The sequence below is a fragment of the Bradyrhizobium liaoningense genome, assembly GCF_018130785.1.
GTDB lineage: Bacteria > Pseudomonadota > Alphaproteobacteria > Rhizobiales > Xanthobacteraceae > Bradyrhizobium > Bradyrhizobium liaoningense_A.
Window position 1 is genome coordinate 64,249 of record NZ_JAFCJT010000006.1, and the last position, 26,811, is coordinate 91,059.

Genomic DNA, 26,811 nt, shown 5'->3' on the forward strand with positions numbered 1-26,811 from the left:
CGGATGAGCGTTTCAGACAGCGGGCGCGTGCTCCCGCGCGCGATTCTTGCGATAGCCTCGATCCTCTCTGTGCTGGCGGCCTCGCCGGCGCCGGCGCAGGTCGTCGTGACGCCAATCCCCGAAGATCCCGTCGGCATCGATAGCGGCGCTGTCTCCGGCAAGGTGCTGCCGTCCGGCGTGAAGGCGTATTTCGGCATCCCCTATGCTGCGCCGCCGCTCGGCGATCTGCGCTGGCGCGAGCCGCAGAAAGTCGAGGCCTGGAAAGGCACCTATCACGCCGACCGGCTGGCGCCCGAATGCATCCAGGTGCTGCGCCGGCACAACCTCAATCATTATTTCGGCGAGGAGGCGACCAGCGAGAATTGCCTCTATCTGAACATCTGGGCGAGCGCTGACGCGAAAGCGGGCGCAAGGTTGCCGGTGGTGGTCTGGATCTATGGCGGTGGCTTCACGCTCGGCTCCAGCGGCATGGCGATGTATGACGGCGAGAATGTCGCCAGGAAGGGCACGATCTTCGTCAGCTTCAATTACCGCGTCGGCATCTTGGGCAATCTCGCCCATCCCGAGCTGACCGCAGAATCGCCGCATCGTGCTTCCGGCAATTACGGCCTGATGGACCAGGTCGCGGCGCTGCAATGGATCAAGCGCAACATTGCGACGTTCGGCGGCGATCCCGACAACGTCACCATCACCGGGCAGTCCGCGGGCGCCATGTCGGTCTCGGCGCTGGAGGCGAGCCCGCTGGCGAAGGGCCTGTTCCATCGCGGCTTCGCGATGAGTCTCAGCATGTTCGACAATCGCTTCAAATTCCCGGCGCTGCCGGCCGCCGAGAAGATCGGTCTGGACGTGCAGACGGCGCTCGGCGCGTCCTCGCTCGCCGAGATGCGGCTGATCCAGGCCGACAAGATCCTGGCAATCCAGAAGGATTGCCAGCTCGGCTGCGCCGGAACGATTGCGGTGACGCCCGACATCGACGGCTACGTCCTGCCCGACACCGTGCCGAACATCTTTGCCGCAGGGAAGCAGAACGATGTCGCAACCGTCGCGGGCTTTACCAGCGACGAAAGCTCCAACGACCTCCGCACCGCGGCCAATCTGGAGGGCTATGTCGCCGCCGCGCGAAAGCTCTACGGCGATCAGGCCGATCGTTTCCTCGCACTCTATCCGGCGAAGACCGACGAAGAGGCCAAGGTGATGGGACTGCTCGCCGCACGCGAGGGGCTGGTCGAGATCGGCACGCGCAACTGGGCCGTGGCGCAGGCGAAGACCGGCAAGGCGCCGTTCTACATGTATATGTTCTCCCGCGTGCACCCGTTTGCAAAGGACGTGCAGTTCTTCGACAGCCCGCAGAAGATCGGCGCCTACCACACCTCGGACGTGCCCTATTGGTTCGGGACCCAGGACGCCTTCAACAAATTTCGCGCCACGAGGGTCTGGACCGAATTCGATCGCGCCATGTCCGAACGCATGATGGATACGCTGGTCGCGTTCGCACGGACCGGCAATCCCGGCACGCCGGCAACGCCGTGGCCGCAGTGGAATCAGAACGCCCAGAAATATGTCGAGTTCGGTGACGATTCCGGTGTTCGCGACGAGAACGCGGCGCGGCTGGACTTCCACACGCCGGCGAATGTCACGCCCTCGACGCCACGGGTCTCGCGGGACTGAGATTCCCCAGCATCAGGGCCGGGCTGTTGTCCCGGCCATCCAGCTCTCGCCTCGAGCGCCGCCACTCACTGCATCGCGGCCGCGATCTTCTCCGCCGACATCAGCACCGGGAAATTGGTGTTGGCGCATGGCACCACCGGGAAGATCGAGGCGTCGACGACGCGCAGGCCCTGAATGCCTTTGACGCGGCCTTGATTATCGACCACCGCCATCGGATCGTCGACCCGGCCCATGCGGCATGAGCACGAGGCGTGCCACACCCCGATGGTCGCCTTGCGCACGAAGGCTTCCAGCGCGTCGTCGTCGTTCATCACCTGGTCGAAGGTGAAACCTTCGACGACGAAATTGTCGATCAGGTAATGGCGCAGCGCCGCCGGCCCGTCCATCAAGGTCGCGGCGATCTTGGTCAGGATCCTGTTTTTGGTATTGACCACGCCGATCTTGCGCACCTTGTCGGTATAGGCGGCCGGAAACGGCTTGTCCGTCACCGCCTTGACCACGTCGCTCATCTGCACGGCCGCCATCTTGCGGAAGCCGCTCATCAGGCGATCGAGGTCGCGCCGGTCGGACAGCAGATTGAACTCGACGATCGGTTCGGCCGTGGGATCGCGCGAGGCGAGCTTGACCTGTCCGGTCTCGGAATAGGTCTTGTTGACGAAGGTCAGCAGCGAGCCGATCTGCTCGCCGACCGCGTGCCAGGCCGATTTGCTGAGCAGGACGACGAACATGTCGCCCTTCGGTACGCCCGACAGCCCAGATGAATAACGCAGGCCAAGCTGCATGTGGCGCCTGGTGTGCTCGTTCATGCGCGCGCCGCGGCGGACAAAGGACGACAGCGAGATAGAAGGATGATCCATCAGGCGCTGGCCGACGCCTGCCAGCCCCATCAGGACCGGAATGCCCATATCCTTGAGATGACCGACCGGGCCGATGCCGGCGCGCAGGAGATGCGCCGGCGAATGGATCGCGCCGCTGGAGAGGATGATCTCGCGGCCGCGGAATTCCTGTTCGCGTCCGTCGACCATCGCCTTCACGCCGACGCATTGCGTGCCTTCGAACAGCAGCTCTCTCACCTGCGTCTTGGTGGAGACGGTGAGATTGGCGCGCTTGCGCGTGTCGCGATCGAGATAGCCCATCGCGGCCGAGACGCGTTGCTCGGCCTGATTGGAATGCGTCACCGGAAAATAGCCGTCGACGAACTCGCCGTTCTGGTCCGGCACGAACTGGTGGCCGGCCTGCTGGAAGGCGTCGGCGAACGCCTGCGAATGCCGCGTCCAGTGTTCACGCGGAATTCTGCGTACCGGAATTCGGCCGTCCTTGCCGTGGTACGGTCCGCCGAAATCGAGGTCGCGCTCGACCTTCTTGAAGAAGGGCAGCACCTCGTGCCAGCTCCATCCCTCGGCGCCCCGCGCGTCCCATTCATCGTAGTCGGTCGGTGCGCCGCGGTTGGCCATCTGGCCGTTGATCGACGAGCCGCCGCCGAGCACGCGCGCCTGCTCGTATTTGCGCAAGGGCGGACGCCCTTCGTTCGGATTGTTGTGGCTGACGATCTGGGTCGTGACCTTGAGCTCGGTCCAGTGAAAGCGGGGATCGAAATAGGCCGTGCCCGGATAGCTGTCCCTGATCTCGGCGGGCTCGTTGCCGGGCGGTGTGTCCTGTCCGGCCTCGCACAGCAGGACCTTGTTGGCGCTCTTTGCGGAGAGCCGGTGGGCCAGCACGGACCCCGCCGAGCCGCCGCCGACGATAATGAAGTCGTACACGATTGGCATTTCCTCTTGGTCTTATCCGGGAAGCGTAGCGCGTTATTTTCCCGAGGTCACGTCGGCATTGCCGCGACAGTTCTTAACCCGCATCGCTTGCCTGGCGACTACGATCGTGTAATTCTTCTGGCAGCGCCGATTTGATCCTCAGCTTGCGGGCGCTTCTACAAATGCAGCTAAAGAGACGTAGCTAAATTGACTAGCCAGTCCTGCATCCCCCGCATAGCGAGAACGATCTGCCATTCCGAATGGGAGGGGCCAAATGAGATTTGCTGCCATCGCGGACGTGCACGGGAATCGTCCGGCGCTTGAAGCCGTTCTCGCGGACATTGCCACGCTCGGCATCGACGAGGTCGTGAACCTCGGCGACCATGTCAGTGGCCCGCTCGAGGCGGCCAGGACCGCGGACCTGTTGATGGCGCGGGGCTTCCCGTCGATACGGGGCGATCAGGATCGAATCCTCGTCGAACTCTGGGAGGCCGGCGGCTCCGCTCGCAGCGATTTCCGTGAGCTCGCGCGCAAGCATTTCGACTGGATGGCAAGCATGCCGTCCACGCTCGTGTATAAGGAACGGGTGTTCCTGTGCCATGGATCGCCAAGGGATGACGCGGGTTTCTGGCTCGACCACATCGCCGACGACGGCTACCCGCGTCCGAGCGGGATCGACGCGATCGAGGCTGAAACTGAGGGGATCGACGCCGAAATCATCCTGTGCGCCCACACCCACATTCCGCGCGTGGTGCGCCTGAGCGATGGCCGGCTGGTCGTGAATCCCGGCAGCGTCGGGTTGCCCGGTTATGACGGGAAAGTGCCCGTGCCCTACGTGGTCGAGGTCGGTACGCCGCATGCGTGCTACGCGATTCTGGAGCATGCCGGCGCAGGCTGGTGCGCGACGATCCGCTACGTGCCCTATGACACCACGGCCATGGCCGCACTGGCGCGCAGCAAAGGCATGCTCGTTTGGGCGAGCGCGATCGCGACGGGCTGGGTTCAGCGCGAGGGCCGCTAGGCCCTGCCGCTACGATAGCAACGAAGGCGTTAGTTCGGACAGGGTTGGCCGGCAGCTCCCCACAGCGCCATGTCCTTGACGTGATCCTCAAAGGTGCCCGGCGGCGTCGTGCGGCCGGCACCGGGTGCCCATCCGCGCGGGATGAAGCCGTTCAATGATGCATCGTGCCGCAGATGCTCCAGCAGGCCCACGGCGTCGCGGCCGCCATTGCGCTTGGGGTCCTTCAGCTGCGTACAGATCTCGGCGCCGCTCTTGCCGAACCAGATGAACTCGACTGGCGCCAGCTGCCAGTCGATGCCGGCACGCGGCGGTGACGGCGCCGGGTCGTTCGCCTGGGTGGAGGTCATGTGACAGGTCGAGCAGGCGACCTTCTCGGCCCCGATGCGGCTGTCGCCGCCGTGGATGTTCATGCCGTGCACGCGCGGCCTGGTTTCGCCTGCCGGCGTCCAGATCGGGATAGCCTTGGCGTCGACGTGGCAGTTGGCACAGCGCGGATGGGTCACCACGGCTTCAATCCGCTTCCAGGCCTCCAGACCTTCGGCGCGGCTGACGCTGCCCGGCGGCAAAGCGTCCTTTTTGGCTTCGTCCTTGGCCACGACAATCCCGCTGAGAGCCGCAATCGCGCAAGCGGCGAGGGCGAGCGCAATCAGAGATTTCTTCATGGCGCCCCTCACACGAAATCGATGAACTTGTTGAACGGCATTTCGCGGATGCGCTGGCCGGTCGCCGCGAAAATCGCATTGGCGAGCGCAGGCGCGGCCGGCGGAACTGGCGGTTCTCCGACGCCTCTCACTTTAGGATCGTTCTCAAGCCCGCGAACCTCGATGACGGGACACTGGTAGATCCGCATCGCCTCGTGGTGATTGTAATTGGTCTGCTGCACTGCGCCCTTGGCGTAAGTGAGCTCGCAATTGATGGCGTGTCCGAGCCCCCAGATGACTCCGCCCTGCACCTGGTTCTCGAAATTGACGGGATCGACGACCTTGCCGACGTCGACCGCGACCCAGACCTTGTCGATCCTGATGCCGCGGTCCGTCTTCGTCACTTCGACGACTTCGGCCGTTGGTGTGCCGAAGGATTCCACGAACGCGACGCCGCGGCCCCTGCCGTTGCCGAGCGGTCCCTTCCAGTCCGACATCTCCGCGACGGTCTCCAGCACCTTGCGATAGGTCGGCACCGTGCACATCGCGATGCGCGCCTTCATGGGATCGAGGCCAGCGGCATGGATCAGCTCGTCGATGAAGCTTTCCGTGAAGAAGCCCGATGTCGAGGCGCCGACCGACCGCCACGTGGTGCTCGGCGAAAGTCCCTGCGCCTCGTAGCTCGTGCCCCGGAAATTGGGGATGTCGTAATAGACGTTCCACAGGCCGGCGGCCAATTGCCCGTCGGGATCCTTCGAGGGTGTGCCCGAACGTTCGAGCAACCCCTTGAGCGGAGTGGTCGAGGCGAGTTGCAGATCGGCCGCGACGATCTTGCCCTTGTCGATGCTGCCGCGGTGCCGGGCGATCGCAATCTGCCGCGGAATGTCCTGGAGGAAATCCTCTTCGCGCGAGAACACGAGCTTGATCGGTGTTCCCTTCATCTGATTGGCGATCTCGGCGAGAACGCGGACGTTCTCGTACTCGAGGCGGTGGCCAAAACTTCCACCCGTCCACTGATTGTGGAACGTGACCTGTTCCGGCTTGAGGCCGATCGCCGTCGCCGCGATATCCTGCACGAATCGGGGGCTCTGATGGCCGACCCAGATCTCCATCCCCTTGTCGGTGACGAGGCCGATCCCGTTCAGCGGCTCGAGCGGCTGATGCGCCACATAGGGCGCGCGATACTCGGCCTCGACGAGCTTGCCTGTCTTCAGCCCGGCTTCGATGTCGCCGATCTTCCGCCACTCCTTGCCCAAAAATTCCGGTTTGAACGAGGATTCGAGAACCTTCCAATGGTCGGCCTGTTCGGCGGGATAGGCCGAGGGTGCCCATTCGCAAGTGACGGCATCGGCTGCCTTGATCGCGTACCAGCTGTTCGTCGCGATCACCGCGACGCCGTTCTTGATTTCGAGGATCTTCTTGACCCCCGGCATCGCCTGCGCCTTGCTCGCGTCGTATGATTTCAGCGGCTGACCCTTGTTCGGGTTCAGCTTGACGGAGGCGTAGAGCATGCCGTCCATCTTCATATCGATGCCGAACTTGAGTTCGCCCATGACCTTCGCGCGAACGTCGAGGCGCGTCATCGGTTTGCCGAGCATGCGCCATTTCGAGGGATCACGCGGCTTGGCATCGAGCACCGGCGGAATCTTTGCAGCTTCCGCTGCGAGATCGCCGTAGGCGATCTTGGTCCCGTTGGGCAGGATCACCTGCCCGGATTGGGTGCGGAGGTCGGCGACCGCGACGCCCGAACGTTTGGCCGCGGCGGCTTTCAGCGTCTCGCGCGCGACCGCGCCGGCAACCCGCAGCTTTTGGTAGGTGTCCGGGATCGTGCTCGATCCCCCCGTCATTTGCAGGCCGGCCTTCCTGAGCCATTCGAGCGTGGCGGCGCGCGCTTCCTCGGCCGCTTGACTCTGGTCCGCGGCCACGAACGGCGCGAACTCGTCCGCGAAGCCGGTGTTGAAATAGGCGGGGCTGGGGTCTGCAAACCGGATCTCGAACTGGCCGGGCTCGAGGTCCATCTCTTCGGCGATCATGATCGGCTGTATCGAGCCGACGCCCTGGCCGATATCGGCGTGCTGCGCGATCAGTGTGATCTTGTCCGGGCTGATCTCGACCCAGGGATTGAAGGTGACCGAGTTCGGTCCGAGCCCGGCGGCGAGGGGGTTGTCGCTGGCCGTCGCGGTCTGCGCTGCAGCGTCATAGGCGCCGAACGCGATGCCGCCTGCGACGGCGGCGGAGCCGAACACGAAAGCGCGGCGGGAGAGATTCTGGAGGCCCATCTCACTTCCCCGCCATCTTTGCGGCAGCCGCATGGATCGCCGTCCGAATGCGCGGATAGGTGCCGCAACGGCAGAGATTGCCGGACATCACCTCGTTGATGTCTTCGTCCGTTGGCTTGTCGATCAGTCCAAGCAGCGAGATCGCCTGCATGATCTGGCCGGTCTGGCAGTAGCCGCACTGCGGAACCTGATGTTCGATCCAGGCCTGCAGCACCGGATGTTGCTCCTTGTTGTCCAATCCTTCGAGCGTGACGACTTCTTTGCCGGCGAGATCGCCGATGCGCGCCTGACAGGATCGCACGGCCGCTCCGCCGATCTGAACGGTGCAGGCACCGCATTGCGCGACGCCACAACCGTATTTCGGACTGGTGATGCCGAGCTCGTCGCGAAGCACCCAGAGCAGGGGCATCTCGGGAACGACGTCGACCTGGCGCTTGGTCCCGTTGACCGTGAGCTCGATCATGTCGGTATTCCTTTCGCGCGTCCTCGCGGGACGTGAGGTCGAACAAGCACGCTCCAGCGAGCGTCGTCGAAGTTTTTAACCGGCATGTTCAGCGTGCCGCTGAAGCGTCGACGCGTCAAACGTCGCGCCCGCGGCATTTGCGTATTCGCACGAAGAGTGTGGTGTGTGTTTTTGCCGCGCCTTCGGAGCGAGCGGTGTCAATCAATTGTCTCGGAAACCTATCGTCCTGAAACAGGGTCGACCTCGCCACCTCCTGCTCCGTTGTGCCTAAGTGTTAGGCAGCATGCGCCGCGGTCAGTGGTCGGCCACGCTTGTTGCGATACCGGTTCGTCGTGCGCTCCGAGGCGCAGCGTTTCTCCGGGATCAGTGCACGACCAGCACGGGCACGCTTCCGTCCGCCAGGACCTCCGATGTTTGACTCCCGAGGAAGAACTTCTTGAGACCCCGGCGCCCGTGAGAGCCCATGACGATCAAGTCGCAACCTGCGGACTTTGCCGTTGCGATAATCGTGGTGGCCGGGTGCGCATTTGGAACATGCAAGAGCTCTGCTGATATTCCGGCCTGCTCCGCCATGTCGCGCGCTTCACTGAGGAATTTGTCCGCACGCTGTTTGGAGGCAGCGTCGAAGGCATCAATTTCCTGCTGCGAGGGTATCCAGCCTGAGGCATGTCCGCTTCCGTAGTCGATCGGCAGCGATTCCGTCACGGCGATGACTGTCACCTTGGCCTTCAGGGCCTTGGCCAATGCAACGCCATGCTTGAGGCCGTGCTGCGCGACATCCGATCCATCCGTGCTCAGGAGGATATGGGCGTACATTTGCGAGCTCCCTTTCTCGACGACAATATCTCTATCTCACGGTGCGCTGATTTGGCCTCAACACGGATCTGGACGTTCATGGACAGACCAGCACGGGTATTTTCGCGTGTGTCAGCACCTTGCTCGTCACGCTGCCGATAAGGAGCGCGGCAACTCCGCTGCGCCCGTGCGACGACATGACGATGAGATCGCATCCTTTGTCCGCGGCTGCTGCGATGATGGCTTGATGGGGTTGCCCGCTCTCGACCTGGATCGTCTCGCAGGAAATCCCGGCCGTCTTGGCGGCATTCGCCACTCGCTCTAGCACGCTCGTGGCCTGCGCCTTGCGGTACTCGACATAGGCGACGACGGCCTCGAGGAACCGGCTCGACACCTCGGAAAACGGTTCCACAACGAAGATGACGGTTGCGGTGGCTCCAAGAGATTTCGCCAGCGCCAATCCGTGCGCCACCCCGCGCTCTGCGAGCTCAGACCCATCCGTCGGAATAAGGATATGACTGTACATTCTTTACCTCCCGCATTGTCCGGACGTATCGCTGTCTTGCGAAGGTAAGCTCGGCTCGCCTTTCGGATGTGGTCTTGAGATAGATCAATCTCGACAGATATCGGCAACTGGCCTGATCCGGCGCTGCCGGGATCTGCGGCAGCTCTGCGGCACGCCCCCTAATGGGTCTCGTGGAACCGGCTCAAGAACGCCTTCAGCCGCTCGCTGCGCGGCTGGCGGATGGTCTCCTCGGGCGTGCCGATCTCGGCCATGATGCCGTCATTCATGAAGCCGACCCGCGTCGAGACGTCGGCGGCGAACGCCATCTCGTGGGTGACCAGCACCATGGTCATGCCTTCGCTCGCAAGGCTGCGGATGACGGAGAGCACTTCGCCGACGAGCTCGGGGTCGAGCGCCGAGGTCGGCTCGTCGAACAGCATCACGTCGGGCTTCATCGCGAGCGCGCGCGCGATCGCGACGCGCTGCTTCTGGCCGCCGGACAGGCGGCTCGGGAAGGCGTCGGCCTTGTCGGCGAGACCGACCTTGGCGAGCAGATCGCGACCGAGTTCGTCGGCCTCGCCTTGCTCCACGCCCTTCACCTGCACCGGGCCTTCGGTGACGTTGGCGAGCACCGACATGTGCGGGAACAGATTGAAATGCTGGAACACCATGCCGACGCTGCGCCGAAGCAGCGCAAGCTGGGCATCGCCTGCGGGGCGCACGCCTTTGCCGAATGCGAATTTGTGCGCGCCGATCGCAAGCTCGCCCTGTTGCGGCATTTCCAGCAGGTTCAGGCAGCGCAGGAAGGTGGACTTGCCGGAGCCGGAGGCGCCGATCAGGGTGACGACCTCGCCGCGTGCGACCGACAGCGAGACGCCCTTGAGCACCTCATGATCGCCGAACGCCTTGTGGATGTTGCTGGCAACCAGCGTCGCGCCGTTCGCACTCATCGATGCGCTCCCATCTTGAGCTCGACCCGGTCCGCGACCAGCGTCAGCGGGAACAGCACGACGAAATAGAGTATGGCGATCGTGGTGTAGACCTCGAGCGGCTTGTAGCTCGATGCCGTGATCACCGTGCCCTGGTAAAGCAGGTCGCCGACCGCGACCACCGACACCAGCGAGGTGTTCTTCAGCTGCATGATGGTCTGGTTGATGAAGGAGGGGATCATCACCTGGGTCGCCTGCGGCAGCACGATGCGGCGAAAGATCTTGCCGCGCCGCATGCCGATCGCGCGCCCCGCCTCCCACTGGCCGGTGTCGACTGCCTCGATGCCGCCGCGGAAGATTTCCGCATAGAACGAGCCGGCATAGAGCGACAGCGCGATGAAGCAGGCCATCGCCGGCGACATGTCGACGCCGATCAGGACGGGCAGGGCATAGTAGACCCAGATCAGCTGCACCAGCAGCGGCGTGCAGCGGAACACCTCGATATAGAGGCGCAGCGGCACGGTGACCCAGCGCGGTGCCGTCGTGCGCAAGATGCCGACGAACAGTCCGATGGCGAGACCCGCGACCACCGTGGTCACCGTGTAGAACAGCGTGACCAGGAGCCCTTGCCAGATCAGGCCCCAATACGGCTTGAGCGCCGCGAAGTCCCAGACGTACATCGATCGACCGTCAGAACTGCACTTCGGGCGGGAGATCGTCGGCGGTGAGGCCGACCGCTTCGAAACCCTTGAGCATCCATTCGCGGGTCTGGCCCATCGCGCGGTTGTAGTCGGCCCAGGCGCTGAGGAAGTCCTTGTAGCGGCGGTCGCTCTCGGCGCGGATGCCCATGTTGGTCGGCAGCGTCAGCAGCGGCCGCGGGATCGCGAGATCGCCGAGGTTCGGATTCTTCTTCAGCGTCGAGACCGAGAGCACGGCGAGCGAAACGTTGCAGTCGGCCCGGCCGGTCGCAACCGCCAGGATCGCCTCGTCGCGGTTCTTGAAGCCGAGGATGGTCGCCTTCGGACAGTAGCGGCGCGCGATGGTTTCATGTGTCGAGCCGATGTCGACGGCGATCTTGACCTCGGGCTTGTTGAGCTCGGCCCAGGTCTGCGGCTTGGCAAAGCCCTTCTTGGTGATGACGGTGAAGGAGTGCACCAGGATCGGCGTCGAGAAGTCGATGACGAGCGCGCGCTCCGGCGTCGGGTTCACGGCGAAGGCGAGGTCGACCTTGTCGGCCTGGAGATCTAGGATCTGGTTGCCCCAGGTCGATTCCAGCGTCTCGACCTTGGCGCCGAGCTTGGCGGCAATGTCGTTGGCCATCTCGATGCAGGCACCCGACCACGCGCCGGTGGCGAGATCCTTATGGAAGTAGGGCTCCTGGCCGACGATGACCGCGACCCGGAGCACGCCATTCTTCTTGATGCGGTCGAGCGTCGAGGTCGGTGCGTCGGCCTTGGCCGAACTGCTCGCGGCGGCAATCGCTGCGCCTGCCAGCGCGACAGTGGTGAGAGCGTCCCTGCGATTCATGGTCTCTGTCTCCCTGGAATTTGGGTCGGATCGTCTCCGGCCGCTGGACTATTTCTGTATTCAGGATAAAATGCAATACGGTATTTCGAATTGCTGACCATTTGGGCGGCAAGGCAGAAATGAGCCCAATATCTTGGCAGGATTGCGCAAAATTCCTGATCGCAAGGGATTGCAAATCGCATTCAAGTCTGAATACAAGACTGAACGCAATGTGGAAGTGAGCTGAAGGAGAGGCCTGTGCGCGCCCTATTCGTCGATGCGAACGAGACCCTGGCGGCGGTGACCGACAAGCTGCTGCGCTCGCAGGAGCTGCCTGTCAGCATCAATCGCAATCCCTCGATCAAGCCCGACGAGCTGCCCGGCCTGCTCGGCGATGCCGAGATCATGATCGTCGACCACACCGCGCTGCCGACCGCGATCGCGGCCAAGTGCACGAAGCTGAAGCACGTCGTCTTCCTCGGCACCGGCGCGCGCAGCTACATGAATCCGGAAGAACTCGCCGAGCGCGGCATCTCCGTCCACACTATCAAGGGTTATGGCGACACGGCGGTCGCCGAATGCGCGATCGCGCTGATGTGGGCCTCCGCAAAGAGCTTCGGCGAGATGGATCGCGGCATGCGCGAGGGCAACTGGCTGCGCCGTGACGCGGTGCAGCTCACCGGCAAGACGCTCGGCCTGATCGGCTTCGGCGGCATCGCTGCGGAAGCCGCGCGCATGGCGGCAGGTTGCGGCATGAAGGTGATCGCCTGGAACAGGACGCCGAAGACGCATCCGGGCGTCGAGTTCGTTTCGCTGGAGAAGCTGCTGGCCGAGAGCCACGTCATCTCGCTGCACCTCCTGCTCAACGACGAAACCAAGGGTTTTCTGTCGCGTGAGCGTATCGCGCAGATGCGCAAGGGCAGCATCTTGATCAACACCGCTCGCGGCGCCGTCGTCGACGAGGATGCAATGCTTGACGCGCTCCGCTCCGGCCACATCGCGCATGCCGGCCTCGACGTCTTCACCGTCGAGCCGCTGCCGGCGGGCCATCCCCTGACAAAGCTGCCGAACGTGACGCTGTCGGCGCATTCGGCGTTCCGCACGCCGGAGGCCAGCGACAACCTCATCGGCGCGGCGCTCGATCACTGCCGCCGCATCATCGCCACCGGCAAGTAAGGAACAGGGGCATCCCCATGTCTGACATCACCCGCATCGACCAGAACGCCCGCCGCAGCCGCGCTTCCGTGTTCGGCGATCTCGTTTTCCTCGCAGGACAAGTCGCGGACACCAAGACCGCCGACATCACCCAGCAGACCCGCGAGGCGCTGGCGAAGGTCGACGACATGCTGGCGCGCGCCGGCACGGACAAGTCGCGGCTGCTCAGCGTGCAAGTCTGGCTCAGGACGATGGACGATTTCGACGCCATGAACGCGGTCTATGATGCCTGGGTCGTGCCCGGCAACACGCCGACCCGCGCCTGCGGCAAGGTCGAGCTCGCCGATCCCGCCTTCCGTATCGAAGTGATCGCGATCGCCGCACGCAAGTAAGGGCTCGGCCGTGACTGTCCAGGCTCCCGCATCGACCTTCCGCCCCGCGCAACGCATCGGCGCGATCGGCGTCTCCGAGATATTGAAGATCGGCGCGGTCGCGCAGCGGCTGAAGCGCGAGGGGAGGCCGGTGATCGTGCTGGGCGCCGGCGAGCCCGATTTCGACACGCCCGACCATGCCAAGGACGCGGCCGAGCGCGCCATCCGCGCCGGCCAGACCAAATACACCATTTTGGACGGCACGCCCGAGCTCAAGGCAGCTATTGCCGAGAAATTCCGCCGCGAGAACGATCTCGTCTATGCCGCCGACGAGATCACCGCCGGCGCCGGCGCCAAGCAGGTGATCCACAACGCCTTCATGGCGAGCTTAAGTCCGGGCGACGAGGTCATCCTCGCCGCGCCCTACTGGACCAGCTATGCCGACATGGTGCGCATCGCCGACGGCACGCCGGTCGATGTGCTCTGCCGCGAGGACAACGGCTTTCGTCTGGATGCGGCCGATCTCGAACGCGCGATCACGCCGAAGACGCGCTGGCTGCTGCTGAACTCGCCGTCCAACCCGACCGGCGCTGCCTATTCGGCAGCGCAGCTCCGCCCGATCCTGGACGTGCTCAAGCGCCATCCGCATGTCTGGCTGATCGCCGACGACATCTACGAGCACCTGATCTATGACGGCATGCCGTTCGTCACAGCCGCGGCGCTCGAGCCGAGCCTGAAATCGCGCACGCTCACCGTCAACGGCGTCTCCAAGGCCTACGCCATGACCGGCTGGCGCGTCGGCTATGGCGGTGGTCCGCGCGAGCTGATCGCAGCAATGGCGGTGGTGCAGAGCCAGAGCACGACCAATCCGTCCTCGGTGAGCCAGGCCGCGGCGATCGCCGCCCTGAGCGGGCCGCAAGACATCCTGGTCGAGCGTCGCGCCGCCTTCCAGCGCCGCCGTGACATCGTGGTCGATGCGCTCAATGCGATCGAGGGCATCACCTGCCGCCGGCCGGAAGGCGCGTTCTACACCTATGCGAGCTGCGCCGGACTGATCGGCCGCCGCACGCCTGATGGCGCTACGATCGACAGCGATGCCGCGTTCTGCCGCTTCCTGCTGGAGAGGCATGACGTAGCCGTGGTGCCGGGCAGCTGTTTCGGCCTTGCACCTTATTTCCGCCTGTCCTACGCCACCTCGGAACAAAACTTGCGCGAGGCCGTGATGCGCATCGCCAAAGCCTGCAGGGAGCTGTCATGACCATTCGCAACACCCGCACCGGGGGCCAGATCCTGATCGATCAGCTCGTCGCCCAAGGCGTCGAGCGCGTCACCTGCGTGCCGGGCGAGAGCTACCTCGCGGCGCTCGATGCGCTGCATGACAGCCCGATCGACGTCGTGATCTGCCGCGCCGAAGGCGGTGCTGCGATGATGGCGGAAGCCTATGGCAAGCTCACCGGCCGTCCCGGCATCTGCTTCGTCACCCGCGGCCCCGGCGCCACCAACGCCAGCCATGGGGTCCACATCGCGATGCAGGATTCCACACCGATGATCCTGTTCGTCGGACAGGTCGACACCGGCATGCGCGAGCGCGAGGCGTTCCAGGAGCTCGACTACAAGGCGGTGTTCGGCACCATGGCGAAATGGGCGGTCGAGATCGATCGTCCCGACCGCATTCCGGAGCTGGTCGCGCGCGCCTTCCGCGTCGCGATGCAGGGCCGCCCCGGTCCGGTGGTGATCTCGCTGCCGGAGAACATGCTGACCGAAACCGCCGCCGTCGCCGACGCCATGCGCATCGAACCGGCCGTGAGCTGGCCGGCACCATCAGACATCGAGCGCGTCGGCGCCATGCTCGCGGGCGCCAAGGCGCCGCTGGTCATCCTCGGCGGCTCGCGCTGGACGGATGAGGCCACCAAGAGCATCGCGCGCTTCGCCGAACGGTTCGACCTGCCGGTCGCGACCTCGTTCCGCCGCGCATCGCTGATCGACGCCGATCATTCGCATTATGCCGGCGATCTCGGCATCGGGCCGAGTCCGGGCCTGAAGGCGCGCATCGATAACGCCGACGTCATCCTCCTCATCGGCGGCCGCATGTCGGAAATGCCGTCCTCGTCCTACACGCTGCTCGACATTCCGACGCCGAAGCAGAAGCTGATCCATGTGCATCCGGGCTCGGAAGAGCTCGGACGCGTCTACCAGCCCGAGCTCGCGATCCAGGCGACGCCGGCCGCGTTCGCTGCCGCCGTGGAGACGCTGAAACCTTCCGGAGCCGTTGCCTGGAAGGGTGAGGCCGCCAAGGCGCATGCCGATTACCTCGCCTGGACCGACAAGGCGCGCGAGCTGCCGGGCACATTCCAGTACGGTCAGGTCATGACCTGGCTGCGCGATCGCCTGCCGAAGGATGCGATCGTCTGCAACGGCGCCGGCAACTATGCCGGCTGGATCCATCGTCATCACCGCTTCCACAGCTTCGCCGCCCAGCTTGCGCCGACTTCGGGCTCGATGGGCTATGGCGTGCCGGCGGCGGTGCTCGCAAAACGGCAATATCCGGATCGCGTCGTCGTCGCCTTTGCCGGTGACGGCTGCTTCCTGATGAACGGCCAGGAATTCGCAACTGCCGTGCAGTACGATGCGCCGCTGGTGGTCATCGTCGTCGACAATTCGCAATACGGCACCATCCGTATGCACCAGGAGCGCGATTACCCCGGCCGCATCGTCGGAACCCAGCTCAAGAACCCCGACTTCGCGATGTATGCGAAGGCGTTCGGCGGCCATGGCGAGCGCGTCGAGCGCACCGAAGAGTTCGCGCCGGCCTTTGAGCGCGCACTGGCCTCGGGCAAGCCGTCGATCCTCCACTGCATCATCGATCCGCGCGCAATCTCGGTCGGCAAGGATTTTACGCCGGCAGTGAAGGCCTAACCGATGCCCGAAGGCCGCCACGTCGCCATCATCGGAGCCGGCGCGATCGGCGTGATCAGCGCCATCGAGGCGCTACGCGAGGGTCATCGCGTCACGCTGATCGACGCGGGCGAGCCCGGTGGCGAACAGGCGGCGAGCTATGGCAATGCAGGCTGGCTCTCCTCGCATTCGGTGATTCCGCCGGCCGAGCCGGGCCTCTGGAAGAAGGTGCCGGGTTATCTGATGGACCCGCTCGGTCCGCTCGCGATCCGCTGGTCCTACTTGCCGAAGGCGCTGCCCTGGCTGATCAAGTATTTGCTCTCGGGCTGGACCGAGGCACGGGTCGAGAAGACGGCGTTTGCGCTGCGCGATCTGCTGAAGGACGCGCCGCTGCTGCACAAGAAGCTCGCGGAAGAAGCGGGCGTACCTGAGTTGGTCGAGCGCAATGGCGTGATGCACGTATTCCCGTCGCGCGGCAATTTCGACAGCAATCTCGGCTGGCGCCTGCGCAAGAAGGTCGGCGTCGAATGGCTGGAGCTCAACGCCGACGAGATGCGTCAGCGCGAGCCGGATCTGCATCCGCGCTACACGTTTGGCGTGGTGGTGGAGGAAGCCGGCCGCTGCCGCGATCCCGGCGCTTACGTTGCGGCGCTGGCCCAGCATGCGCTCGCGAGCGGTGCCAAGCTCGTTCATGCCAGGGCGACCGGTCTGAAGCTTTCAGGCAACAAGCTCGTTGCCGTTCTCACCGAAACCGGTGAGATTGCTTGCGATGCCGCGGTGGTCTCCGCCGGCGCGCGGTCAAAGCAGCTCACCGCATCGGTCGGCGATCCCTTGCCGCTCGAGACCGAGCGCGGCTATCACGTCATGATCGAGAACCCGGAATCGGGTCCGCGCAGCTCGATGATGGCGTCCGATGTCAGCATGGTGGTGAACTGGACCGATAAGGGCCTGCGCGCCGCCGGCACGGTCGAGATCGCCGGCCTTAAGGCCGCGCCGAACTGGAAGCGCGCCGAGATCCTGCGCAACAACCTCTTCAGCATGTTCCCGAAACTGCCGAAGGACATTCCGCCCTCGCGCATCAAGACCTGGTTCGGTCATCGGCCGAGCATGCCCGATGGCCTGCCCTGCATCGGCCATGCGCGCGCCTCGCGCGACATCGTCTACGCCTTCGGCCATGGCCATGTCGGCCTGGTCGGATCGGCCCGCACCGGCCGTCTCGTCGCGCAGCTCCTGAGCGGCAAGCAGCCGGAGATTCCGCTCGCGCCGTTCGCGCCCACTCGCTTCCTCTGAGATCGCACCATGACCTATCCAGCCAACTCGTCCTCTCGCATCGCCCGCGGCGGCAAGGCCATCTATGGCGCGCCGCTCGGCATCCTGATGCTGGAAGCGCGCTTTCCCCGCATTCCCGGCGACATGGGCAATGGCACGACCTGGCCGTTCCCCGTGCTCTATCGCGTGGTGAGCGGCGCTTCGCCGGAGAAGGTGGTGCTCAAGGGCGCCGCCGGCCTGCTGCCTGACTTCATCGATGCGGCGAAGGACCTGGTCCGGTTGGGCGCGGAAGCCATCACCACCAATTGCGGCTTCCTCTCGCTGTTTCAGAAGGAGATCGCAGCCGCCGTCGGCGTTCCCGTCGCGACCTCGTCGCTGATGCAGGTGCCGTGGGTGCAGGCGACCTTGCCCCCAGGCAAGCGCGTCGGCCTCGTCACGGTATCGGGTTCGACCTTGACACCGGCTCATCTCGAAGGCGCCGGCGTGCCGCTCGATACGCCGCTGGTCGGCACCGAGCACGGCAAGGAATTTTTCCGCGTCCTGATCAAGGCCGAGAAGGACGACATGGACGTGGCCCAGGCCGAGCGTGACGTGGTCGAGGCGGGCAAGGAGCTGGTCGCGAAAAATCCGGATGTCGGCGCCATCGTGCTCGAATGCACCAACATGCCTCCTTATGCGGCAGCTCTGCAGGCTGAAGTTGGACTGCCGGTCTACGACATCTATTCCATGATCACCTGGTTTCATGCTGGACTGCGCCCGCGCGTGTTTGCCTGATTCCGGCTGTCGCAAAGCTCTGCACAAAATGTGCTAAGCAGCTGTTTGGATTGCAATCATCCATACAGCCCCGGTATATTGGGCTGTGTTCGGGCATGAATGCAGCTTATGAAGAGCAACGTGGAACTGGCTTCCGATAGTATCGTCGATCGCGTCTATGAACAGCTCAAGGCGATGGCCGTGAGCTATGAGTTCAAGCCCGGCGAACGGCTCAACGAGGGCGAACTGGCAAAGCGCCTCGGCGTCAGCCGCACGCCGCTGCGCGAAGCGCTCAACCGTCTCAACACCGAAGGTTTTCTGCGCTTCACGCCGGGCAAGGGGTTCTTCTGCCGCGAGCTCGACGCGCACGAGATTTTCGATCTCTATGAGCTGCGCAAGTCGATCGAGGTCGCCTCGATCCGCCTCGCGATCAAGCGCGCCAGGGACGAGGACATCGACGCGCTCCTGAAATTCCTCGAAGCCACCGGCCCCGATCCCGGCGAGCGTTCGTCGGTGGAACTGGTCGAGCTCGACGAGACCTTTCACGAGCGGCTGATGGGAATGTCGAACAATGCCGAGATGCTGCGGGTGCTCCGCAACGTCAACGCCCGCATTCGCTTCGTGCGCTGGATCGACATGGACCGCATCAACCGCTCCAACACCCAGGCCGAGCACCGCGCTGTCGTCGAAGGACTGAAGGCGCGCGACGAAGAGGCCTGCGTCTCGGTGCTGGAGAAGCACATCGACCGCCGCCTCGACCGCATCACCTCCGCGATCAAGGAAGGCTACGCCCAGATCTACATGCCGGCCGCGGCGAGGTCCGCGGCGAACTAGGATTCTTTCTTCCCTTCTCCCCTCATGTCCGCCGGAGCCTTGGCGAAGGCGGATGTGGGAGAAGGTGGCATAGGCGGCCTTCGGCCGCCGCTCTTGAGAACGCCGAAGCAAAGCTTCGGCTATGGCGCCGGATGAGGGGTATCTTTTGGCGAATGCAAGTGCACATGAGCGTGTAGAGACAGGCCCCTCACCCCAGTGAGTTTTGTGTCGACCCGCGGTGCTGCCCTCTCCCACAAGGGGAGAGGGCGCAGCCATGCGTATCGCGCGATTCCGTAGCTATACAATTCCTCGATACCTGATCGTGCCAGACGGTCAGAGCTTTCGCGCCCGAACGTCGCTAGCGTGCCGCTCGAAATTCACGGAGACACGCGGTGCATAGCCCCAAGCCCAATCCCGAAACCGACTGGCCGTCCGAGCTCTATCGCATCCTCAAGGCCGCCGACGTCAGGCAGATGTCGTACGTGCCGGATGCCGGCCACAGCCGGCTCATCCGCATGTTCTCGGCCGACCGCGATGTCACCACCAACGTGCTGACGACGGAAGAGGAGGGCATCGCCATCGCCGCAGGCGCCTGGCTCGGCGGGCAGCGCAGCGTGCTGCTGATGCAGTCGAGCGGTGTCGGCAATTGCATCAACATGCTGTCACTGTCGGCGATCGGCCGCTTTCCGCTTCTGATGCTGGTGACGATGCGCGGCGAATGGGCAGAGTTCAATCCGTGGCAAGTGCCGATGAGCCGGGCGACGCAACCGTCGCTGGAAGCGATCGGCCTGAAAGTGATGCGCGCGGAGACGCCGGAAGATCTGGTCGAGACCGTCGAATCGGCGGCATCGCTCGCCTACGAGTCCGACCAGCAGATCGCGGTTCTGATCGGGCAACGCCTGATCGGCAAGAAGAAGTGGTGATGCCAATGCAAGCTCAACTCGATCGTCGCGCCGCTGTCGCCGCGCTCCTGAAGGACCGCAAGGACACGCTGGTCGTCTCCGGTCTCGGCTCGCCCACCTACGACCTGCATTCCGCGGGGGATCACGACGGCAATTTCTATCTCTGGGGCGCGATGGGCGGCGCCGCGCTGATCGGTCTTGGGCTCGCGCAAGCCCAGCCGGAAAAGCGCGTCCTCGCTTTGACGGGCGACGGCGAGCAGTTGATGGGTCTCGGCGGCATCGCCACCATAGGTGTCGCGCGTCCGCGCAATCTTGATATCGTCGTGATCGACAACCAGCATTTTGGCGAGACGGGGATGCAGGCGAGCCACACCGGGCGCGGCGTCGATCTTACGGCAATTGCCGCCGCCTGCGGCTTCGCTGCGACCGGGACCGTGCGGACGCTCGAGGAGGTGCAGTGCCTCGCAGCGCAGATCGCCGCGCCCTCCGATGGCCCGCGGCTTTTTGTCATCAAGGTCTTGGCGGAAAATCCGCCGCGTTCGCTGCCTTCGCGCGATGCCGTCTTTATCAAGAACCGGTTCCGTGCTCATCTCGGCTTCGCGGCGGCCTAGCCCTCGGTCCTCACCCGGCTCAGGCCTGCCGCAAGCAGCCATTCTGGAGTGAGAGCCATGAAACTATCCGGCAAGGTCGCCGCCATCACCGGCGCGGCGCGCGGCATCGGCAAGGCGTGTGCAAAGCGATTCCTCGATGACGGCGTCAAGGTCGTCATCTCGGATGTCGATGCCGACGGCCTGGCGGCAACGGCCGCAGAGCTCGGTCGGCCGGACGCCTTGCGCACCGTCGTCGGCAATGTCGCGAGGCGCGCCGATGTCGATCAGCTCGTCGCGACCGCCGTGAAGGAATTCGGCCGGCTCGACATCATGGTCAACAATGCCGGCGTCGCCCGCAACCGGGACATCCTGGAGATCTCCGAAGAAGAATTCGACGAGATCATCGGCATCAATCTGAAGGGTGCGTTCTTCGGTGTCCAGGCCGCAGCCAAGCAGATGATCGCGCAAGGCGGCGGTGGGGTCATCATCAACATGTCCTCGGTCAACGCGCTGCTGGCGATTCCGGCGCTTGCGACCTACGCGATGTCCAAGGGCGGCATGAAGCAGTTGACATCGGTCGCCGCCGTCGCGCTCGCCCCGCACAACATCCGCGTCGTCGCGGTCGGGCCGGGCACGATCCTGACCGATATGGTGGCGTCGTCCATCTACACCTCCGAGGATGCGCGCAGAACCGTGATGTCACGCACGCCAGCCGGCCGCGGCGGCGAGCCGAGCGAGGTGGCGTCGGTCGTGGCGTTCCTCGCCAGCGACGATGCGTCCTATATCACGGGGCAGACGATCTATCCGGATGGTGGCCGGTTGATCCTGAACTACACGGTGCCGGTGAAGGAGAAGTAGGGCTGAAGGTAGCCCCCACACTCGCTGTCATCGCCAGGCTTGACCGGGCGATCCAATACGCCGAGACGGATGTGATAGAGCCGATAGGCCGCGGCGTACTGGATGCCCCGCTTGCCGCCTACGCTAAAGCTTCGGCGCCCCTAGACCGCATCCCCGGCGAAGCCTTGGCGTAGCCGGGTCGCGGGGCATGACGGCGGTTGTTGTGTCGGGCTGCGACACTATCACTCCGCCGCAATCGTCATCCCGTAACCCAGCCGCTTCGAGATGCCGCCGGCGCAATCGCGCAAGGCATGGGCGATGGCGCTGTCCCAGCGCGCATCGAACGTGCCTTCAGGCCCCATAGCGGTGATCACCAGCGCGACATGGCCGGAATGATCGAATACGGGCGCGGAGAACGCATTGACGCCGGGGAGAGGATCGCCGAGCGCGCGGGCGAGGCCGTGCTTGCGGACCTCGGCGAGCATCTCGGCGACCTTCGCGCCTTTCACGGCCCGCTTCGGATTGTAGCCGACGCCATGACGGTCGAGGCCGCTTTCGAGCGCGGCGTTGATGGTCTTCTCCGGCAGGAAGGCCGCGAAAGCACGGCCTGTGGCCGTCTCCAACAGCGCCATCACCGAGCCGGCGCGCATCACGATGTGCACGGGCTGGCCCGGCTCCTCGAGCTGCACCACGGTTGGTCCGTGCGTGCCCCAGACCGCGAGCGAGACGGCATGGCCGATCTGGCTCGCGAGGCCAGCGATCTTCGGACGCGCGATGCGCACGCCGGAGAGCCGGCGCAGGCTGATCAGGCCGAGCTCCAGCGCCAGCGCGCCGATCTCGTAGCGGCCGGTGGTCTCGTCCTGTTCGATCAGCCCGATACGGGAGAAGCTGGCGAGATAAGGATGCGCCTTGGCCGGCGTCATGCCGGCCTCGCGCGCGAGATCGCGCAGCATCATCGGCTCGCCGGATCTCGCGAGCGCACGAAGCAATTCTCCGCCGACCTCGATCGACTGGATGCCGCGGCTTTCTCTCTTCATGCGTCTCCTGGCGCGTGGCTTACGCCGCGTTGCGCTTCGCAGCGCTGTCGGCGAGATGACGGCCGGCAATGTAGCCGAAGGTCAGCGCCGGCCCAAGCGTGATGCCGGCGCCGGGATAATTGCCGCCCATGATGCTCGCCATGTCGTTGCCGGCGGCATAGAGCCCGGGAATCACCCGTCCCTCGGCGTCGAGCGCCCGCGCATTCTCGTCGGTGACGATCCCGGCATAGGTGCCGAGATCGCCGATCACCATCTTGATGGCGTAGAACGGGCCATTCTCGATCGGTGCGATGCAGGGATTCGGGCCGTGCATGGCGTCGCCCTGGTAGCGGTTATAGGCTTTCGAGCCCTTGCCGAAGGCGGCGTCGTGTCCCAGCGGCGCGGTCGCGTTGAACTGCTTGACGGTCTCGGTGAACGCCTTGGCGTCGATGCCGGCCTTCGCCGCCAGCGTGTCCAGCGTGTCGCCGCGCATGAGATAGCCGGTATCGAGGTGATGACCGAGCGGCATCGGGAACGGCGGCACGCAGCCGAGACCGTATTTGCGCAGCGTCGGGTGATCACAAACGAGATACGCCGCGATCTCCTCGCCGGGCTTCGCCGCCTTGATCATGGCCTGGACGAAGTCGTGATAGGAATTGCCCTCATTGGCAAAGCGCTTGCCGTCGCGCATCACCGCGATCACGCCGGGCTTGGCGCGGTCGATGAAGTGCGGCATCACGCCCTTCGAGCCGTCCTTGCGCGTGGTCAGCGACACCGGCACCCAGGCTGCCGCGTTCGGCAGGCGATCCTCGACATGCCCGCCGGCACTCTCCGCGAGGCGCAGGCCGTCACCGGTATTGCCGGTGGGGCCGGGCGAAAAATGCTCATGGCCGGTCGGCGCGTGCGGAAACATCTTCTTGCGCCGTTCGACATCGTGCGGGAATCCGCCGCAGGCGAGCACGACGCCCTGCCGCGCGCGGACGCGCACCTCGCGTCCCTCGCGGGTGACGATCGCGCCGGTCACAGTGCCGTTCTCGACCGTCAGCTCGCGCACCGGCGAGGACAGCCACATCGGAATTTTCAGGTCCTGCGCCGATTTCGCGAGGCGCCCGGCGAGCGCATTGCCGTTGGTGAGCGTCATGCCGCGGCCATAGCGCAGCACGTCCATGAGATGTCGCGACAAGCGCTTTGCGACATAGACCGCCGACGTCAGCGACTTCGTCACGCGCATGAAGTGGATGATCTCCTTGCCGGAGCCAAGCATCATGCCAAACACCGTGAGCTCGGGCAGGGGCATACCCAGCGCCTTGATCTGGTCGCCGAGCTCGCGGCCGTCGAATGGGCGCGTCACCATGGAGCGGCCGCCCTGCGTGCCGCCGGGCGCTTCGGCATGATAGTCCGGAAATACCAGCGGCATGTCGAAGCGTAATGCGGTCTTGCTGGTGAAGAAGTCGACCGCTTCGGGGCCGGCGCTGAGGAACGCATCGATCCGCGCGGCGTCAAAGTTGTTGCCGGCTTCGTGCCGCAAGTACGTGCGCGCCTGCTCCGGCGTCTCCGCGATGCCGTAGGCTTTCGCCAGCGACGTGCCGGGGATCCACAGCCAGCCGCCAGAGCGGGCGGTGGTGCCGCCGAAGCGCGGCTCCTTCTCCACGATCAGCACGTCGAGGCCGCGATATCTAGCGGTGATCGCGGCAGACATGCCGGAGGCACCCGATCCGGCCACGAGCACATCGCACTCGTAAGTCTCAATTGCGTTGCGCTCGTTGCCGGTCATGTCTCACCTCACTTCTTCAGCAGCGGACATTTGGATTCGGAGACCGGGCGGAAGGCGTCCTCGCCCTTCACGGTCTTGACGATCTCCAGATAGTCCCACGGCTCCTTGGACTGCTCGGGCGATTTCACCTTGGCCAGGTACATGTCGCGGATGACGCGGCCGTCCTCACGCAATTTGCCGCCATGCACGAAGGTATCCTCGATCGGCAGCTCGCGCATCTTGGCCATGACCTTGGCGGGGTCGTCGGTGCCGGCGGCCTTGATGCCCTTCAGATAATGCAGCACCGAACCGTAGACGCCGGTCTGGATCATGGTCGGCATCACCTTCGTGCGCTCGTAGAACTTCTTGGACCAGGCGCGGGTCGCCTCGTCCATGTTCCAGTACGACGCCGTCGTCATGTAGGTGCCTTGCGCGGACTTCAGACCGATTGCGTGCACGTCGGTGTCGAACATCAAGAGGCCAACGAGCTTCTGGCCACCCTGGACCAGGCCGAACTCGCCGGACTGCTTGATGGCGTTATCCGTGTCCTGACCGGCATTGGCGAAAGCGACGACGTCGGATTTCGAGCTCTGCGCCTGGAGCGCGAAGGAGGAGAAGTCGGCGGTGTTGGTCGGATGCTTGACGCCGCCGAGCACCTTGCCGCCCATCTCGTTGATGAAGCGCGTCGCATCCTTCTCGAGCTGCTGGCCGAAGGCGTAGTCCGCGGTGATGAAGTACCAGGATTTTCCGCCCTCCTTGATGACGGCGGAGGCCGTCACCTTCGACAGCGCGTAGGTGTCGTAGGTGAAGTGCACGGTGTTCGGGCTGCACAGCTCGTCGGTCAGCGAGCTCGCGCCGGGGCCGGAGAGCAGCGCGATCTTGTTGCGCTCGCGCACCATGTTGTGGACTGCGATCGCGATGCCGGAATTGGGGATGTCGACGACGGCGTCGACCTTGCCGTTGTCGAACCAGCCGCGCACGATCTGCACGCCGACGTCGGTCTTCATCTGGTGGTCGGCGCTGATGATCTCGATCGGCTTGCCGAGCACGGTCGGCCCGAATTCTTCCACCGCCATTTTTGCGGCCTCGACCGAGCCCGGCCCGCTGTTGTCGCGGCCCCAGCTCGACAGGTCCGTCAGCACGCCGATCCGCACCGCGTCGTCGGAGACCTGCGCGCTCGCAACCGTGGTCATGGCAGCCGAAGTCATGGCCGCGAGCATGGCGCAGGCCAAAAACCCTCTCATCGTCGTTCCCTCTCTTATTGGCCGCTTGGCGCGGCGGTTATTCTGGAAGCAAATTAGATATTGGCGAATGAGTTTGTCAATGGCGAATAATGGGGTGAAGGGGTTCCTCCTGGTGGACGGGACGACGGAACCGCGACTGCCTCAACACCCGTCATTGCGAGGCGCCCTTGCGACGAAGCAATCCAGACTTGCTCTACTGAGAAGGTCTGGATTGCTTCGCTGCGCTCGCAATGACGGGTGTGGAGCAGCGGCGCATAAATCTCGCGTAGTTATCCTGTGAGAGCTATCACGCCCGCAGGTTGCAACCGTGATCGCGATTGGCCATGATGCCTCCCGGAATCGTGGGGCTTGGCATGACGGCAGCAACGGGGGTCTCCGCCGCGACGGAGCGATCGACGACGGCGCACGTGGTGTGGGCGAGTGCGCTCGGCACCGCGATCGAGTGGTACGACTTCCTGATCTACGGCACGGCGGCGGCGCTGGTGCTCAACAAGCTGTTCTTCCCGGGCTTCGATCCCTTTGTCGGAACGCTCGCGGCATTCTCGACCTATGCGGTCGGTTTCGTCGCGCGGCCGATCGGCGGCGCGATCATCGGGCATTATGGCGACCGGCTCGGCCGCAAGAAGATGCTGGTCGCGACCTGATCGCGATGGGGCTCGGCACGTTCCTGATCGGCTGCCTGCCGACCTACAGCCAGATCGGCGTTTGGGCGCCGATCCTGCTCATCATCCTGCGCTTCGTGCAGGGAATCGGGCTCGGTGGCGAGTGGAGCGGCGCGGTCGTGATGGTGATCGAGCACGCCGGCAATCGCCGCGGCTTCTACGGCAGCCTGGTGCAGATCGGCTTTCCCGTCGGCGTCGCCGCCTCCACCGGCATCTTCGCCCTCATGACGCAACTGCCGGAGGCCGACTTCCTGAGCTGGGGCTGGCGCGTTCCGTTCTGGATCAGCATTCTGCTCGTCGGCGTCGGCTTCATCGTGCGGCTGAAGCTCGCGGAGACGCCGCACTTCAAGGAAGTCGTCGAGCGCAAGGAGGTGCTGGCGCATCCGGTGCTTGAGGTGCTGCGCCGCGACTGGCGCAGTTTTCTGCTCGCGATCGGCATCACGGTGTCGGAGGTCGGGCTGGCCTATCTCCTCACCGTCTTCACCGTGGTCTATGCGACGACAAAACTCGGATTGCCCCGCCAGGTGATCCTGAACGCGGTGGTCTATGCCGCGATCGTCGAGTTCGCGACGCTGCCGCTCGCCGGTTGGCTCTCCGACATCTTCGGCCGCAAGGCGTTGTATCTCGCCGGCGGTGTGTTCTCGGTGGCGCTGGCGTTTCCGCTGTTCTGGTTCCTCGACACCAGGGAGCCCGCGCTGATCACGTTCGCGCTCGTCGTCACGATGACGCTGACGCACGCCCTGCTGTTCGGGCCGAAGGCGGCGTTCATGCCGGAGCTGTTCCGCACCCAGGTGCGCTACAGTGGCGCCTCGCTCGGCGCCAATGTCGCGGCCGCGCTGAGCGGCGGCTTTTCGCCGCTGATTGCGACGGCGCTGCTCGCATGGGCCGGCTCGTACTGGGCGGTGTCGGTCTACATCATCGCGCTGTCGATCATCACGATCGTCGCGACCCTGATGGCGCCGGAGACGGCGCGCGACGCGCTGAAATCCTGACGTC

The 26,811-nt window shown here is 64.6% G+C and carries 24 protein-coding genes and 1 pseudogene; 13 read left to right on the forward strand and 12 right to left on the reverse strand.

Translation table 11 applies throughout. The features are described from left to right. Positions 1–3: 3 nt before the first annotated feature. Entirely contained in the window at positions 4–1,668 is a 1,665-nt protein-coding gene (locus JQ627_RS16250) for a carboxylesterase/lipase family protein (RefSeq protein WP_212485174.1), read from the forward strand. Between the two features lie 65 nt (positions 1,669–1,733). Here JQ627_RS16250 and JQ627_RS16255 read toward each other — a convergent pair whose 3' ends face one another. After that, entirely contained in the window at positions 1,734–3,428 is a 1,695-nt protein-coding gene (locus JQ627_RS16255) for a GMC oxidoreductase (RefSeq protein WP_212485175.1), read from the reverse strand. A 262-nt stretch (positions 3,429–3,690) separates the two neighbouring features. On the opposite strand from JQ627_RS16255, the gene JQ627_RS16260 reads away from it, so the two are divergent. Beyond that, on the forward strand, positions 3,691–4,437 hold the full coding sequence (locus JQ627_RS16260) for a metallophosphoesterase (RefSeq protein ID WP_212485176.1): 747 nt from the start codon (positions 3,691–3,693) through the stop codon (positions 4,435–4,437). A 29-nt stretch (positions 4,438–4,466) separates the two neighbouring features. Here the strand turns inward: JQ627_RS16260 and JQ627_RS16265 are convergent, their stop codons facing one another. From JQ627_RS16265 to JQ627_RS16300, 8 genes are all read right to left on the reverse strand, one after another. Continuing rightward, complete coding sequence (locus JQ627_RS16265) at positions 4,467–5,099, reverse strand: hypothetical protein (protein ID WP_212485177.1); 633 nt, start codon at positions 5,097–5,099, stop codon at positions 4,467–4,469. A gap of 8 nt (positions 5,100–5,107) precedes the next feature. Further along, the gene (locus JQ627_RS16270) at positions 5,108–7,357 is read right to left on the reverse strand and encodes a xanthine dehydrogenase family protein molybdopterin-binding subunit (protein ID WP_212485178.1); all 2,250 of its coding nucleotides are present in this window, start codon (positions 7,355–7,357) and stop codon (positions 5,108–5,110) included. A 1-nt stretch (position 7,358) separates the two neighbouring features. Further along, positions 7,359–7,820, reverse strand: coding sequence for a (2Fe-2S)-binding protein (locus JQ627_RS16275; protein ID WP_212485179.1), 462 nt, complete (start codon positions 7,818–7,820; stop codon positions 7,359–7,361). A 363-nt stretch (positions 7,821–8,183) separates the two neighbouring features. Then, positions 8,184–8,636, reverse strand: a complete 453-nt coding sequence (locus JQ627_RS16280; RefSeq protein WP_212485180.1) for a universal stress protein — start codon at positions 8,634–8,636, stop codon at positions 8,184–8,186. 76 nt (positions 8,637–8,712) lie between these two features. Beyond that, entirely contained in the window at positions 8,713–9,141 is a 429-nt protein-coding gene (locus tag JQ627_RS16285; RefSeq protein ID WP_212485181.1) for a universal stress protein, read from the reverse strand. A 158-nt stretch (positions 9,142–9,299) separates the two neighbouring features. Further along, positions 9,300–10,070 (reverse strand): amino acid ABC transporter ATP-binding protein, encoded by a 771-nt coding sequence (locus JQ627_RS16290; RefSeq protein WP_212485182.1) that lies wholly within the window; start codon positions 10,068–10,070, stop codon positions 9,300–9,302. Next, positions 10,067–10,729, reverse strand: coding sequence for an amino acid ABC transporter permease (locus JQ627_RS16295; RefSeq protein WP_212485183.1), 663 nt, complete (start codon positions 10,727–10,729; stop codon positions 10,067–10,069). The genes JQ627_RS16290 and JQ627_RS16295 overlap by 4 nt, the downstream gene beginning before the upstream one ends. A gap of 10 nt (positions 10,730–10,739) precedes the next feature. Beyond that, positions 10,740–11,576, reverse strand: coding sequence for a transporter substrate-binding domain-containing protein (locus JQ627_RS16300; RefSeq protein ID WP_212485184.1), 837 nt, complete (start codon positions 11,574–11,576; stop codon positions 10,740–10,742). A 237-nt stretch (positions 11,577–11,813) separates the two neighbouring features. Here JQ627_RS16300 and JQ627_RS16305 point away from each other — a divergent pair, with 237 nt between their 5' ends. From JQ627_RS16305 to JQ627_RS16350, 10 genes are all read left to right on the forward strand, one after another. After that, entirely contained in the window at positions 11,814–12,731 is a 918-nt protein-coding gene (locus JQ627_RS16305) for an NAD(P)-dependent oxidoreductase (RefSeq protein WP_212485185.1), read from the forward strand. A 17-nt stretch (positions 12,732–12,748) separates the two neighbouring features. Continuing rightward, the gene (locus tag JQ627_RS16310) at positions 12,749–13,102 is read left to right on the forward strand and encodes a RidA family protein (RefSeq protein ID WP_212485186.1); all 354 of its coding nucleotides are present in this window, start codon (positions 12,749–12,751) and stop codon (positions 13,100–13,102) included. A gap of 10 nt (positions 13,103–13,112) precedes the next feature. Further along, on the forward strand, positions 13,113–14,339 hold the full coding sequence (locus tag JQ627_RS16315; protein WP_212485187.1) for a pyridoxal phosphate-dependent aminotransferase: 1,227 nt from the start codon (positions 13,113–13,115) through the stop codon (positions 14,337–14,339). Continuing rightward, positions 14,336–15,997 carry a thiamine pyrophosphate-binding protein gene (locus JQ627_RS16320; protein ID WP_212485188.1) on the forward strand — a complete coding sequence of 554 codons (1,662 nt, stop codon included), beginning with the start codon at positions 14,336–14,338 and terminating at the stop codon, positions 15,995–15,997. Before JQ627_RS16315 ends, JQ627_RS16320 begins: the two co-directional genes overlap by 4 nt. 3 nt (positions 15,998–16,000) lie before the next feature. Then, on the forward strand, positions 16,001–17,266 hold the full coding sequence (locus JQ627_RS16325) for an FAD-binding oxidoreductase (RefSeq protein ID WP_212485189.1): 1,266 nt from the start codon (positions 16,001–16,003) through the stop codon (positions 17,264–17,266). Between the two features lie 9 nt (positions 17,267–17,275). Next, positions 17,276–18,019, forward strand: coding sequence for an aspartate/glutamate racemase family protein (locus JQ627_RS16330; RefSeq protein ID WP_212485190.1), 744 nt, complete (start codon positions 17,276–17,278; stop codon positions 18,017–18,019). Positions 18,020–18,139: 120 nt separating this feature from the next. After that, positions 18,140–18,832 carry a GntR family transcriptional regulator gene (locus tag JQ627_RS16335; protein ID WP_225005418.1) on the forward strand — a complete coding sequence of 231 codons (693 nt, stop codon included), beginning with the start codon at positions 18,140–18,142 and terminating at the stop codon, positions 18,830–18,832. Positions 18,833–19,203: 371 nt separating this feature from the next. After that, positions 19,204–19,734 (forward strand): thiamine pyrophosphate-binding protein, encoded by a 531-nt coding sequence (locus tag JQ627_RS16340; RefSeq protein WP_212485191.1) that lies wholly within the window; start codon positions 19,204–19,206, stop codon positions 19,732–19,734. Beyond that, positions 19,734–20,324: a thiamine pyrophosphate-dependent enzyme gene (locus tag JQ627_RS16345; RefSeq protein ID WP_212485192.1), complete on the forward strand. Its 591-nt coding sequence runs from the start codon at positions 19,734–19,736 to the stop codon at positions 20,322–20,324. The genes JQ627_RS16340 and JQ627_RS16345 overlap by 1 nt, the downstream gene beginning before the upstream one ends. A gap of 57 nt (positions 20,325–20,381) precedes the next feature. Continuing rightward, entirely contained in the window at positions 20,382–21,161 is a 780-nt protein-coding gene (locus JQ627_RS16350; protein ID WP_212485193.1) for an SDR family NAD(P)-dependent oxidoreductase, read from the forward strand. A gap of 221 nt (positions 21,162–21,382) precedes the next feature. Here the strand turns inward: JQ627_RS16350 and JQ627_RS16355 are convergent, their stop codons facing one another. From JQ627_RS16355 to JQ627_RS16365, 3 genes are read right to left on the reverse strand one after another with little or no spacing between them, the layout of a single operon-like run. Then, positions 21,383–22,177, reverse strand: coding sequence for an IclR family transcriptional regulator (locus JQ627_RS16355; RefSeq protein ID WP_212485194.1), 795 nt, complete (start codon positions 22,175–22,177; stop codon positions 21,383–21,385). Positions 22,178–22,196: 19 nt separating this feature from the next. Next, on the reverse strand, positions 22,197–23,930 hold the full coding sequence (locus JQ627_RS16360; protein ID WP_212485195.1) for an FAD-dependent oxidoreductase: 1,734 nt from the start codon (positions 23,928–23,930) through the stop codon (positions 22,197–22,199). Positions 23,931–23,938: 8 nt separating this feature from the next. Then, on the reverse strand, positions 23,939–25,153 hold the full coding sequence (locus JQ627_RS16365; RefSeq protein WP_212485196.1) for an ABC transporter substrate-binding protein: 1,215 nt from the start codon (positions 25,151–25,153) through the stop codon (positions 23,939–23,941). 353 nt (positions 25,154–25,506) lie between these two features. Between JQ627_RS16365 and JQ627_RS16370 the strand changes: the two are divergent. Further along, positions 25,507–26,807, forward strand: a pseudogene (locus JQ627_RS16370) (MFS transporter). The last annotated feature ends 4 nt before the right edge of the window (positions 26,808–26,811 follow it).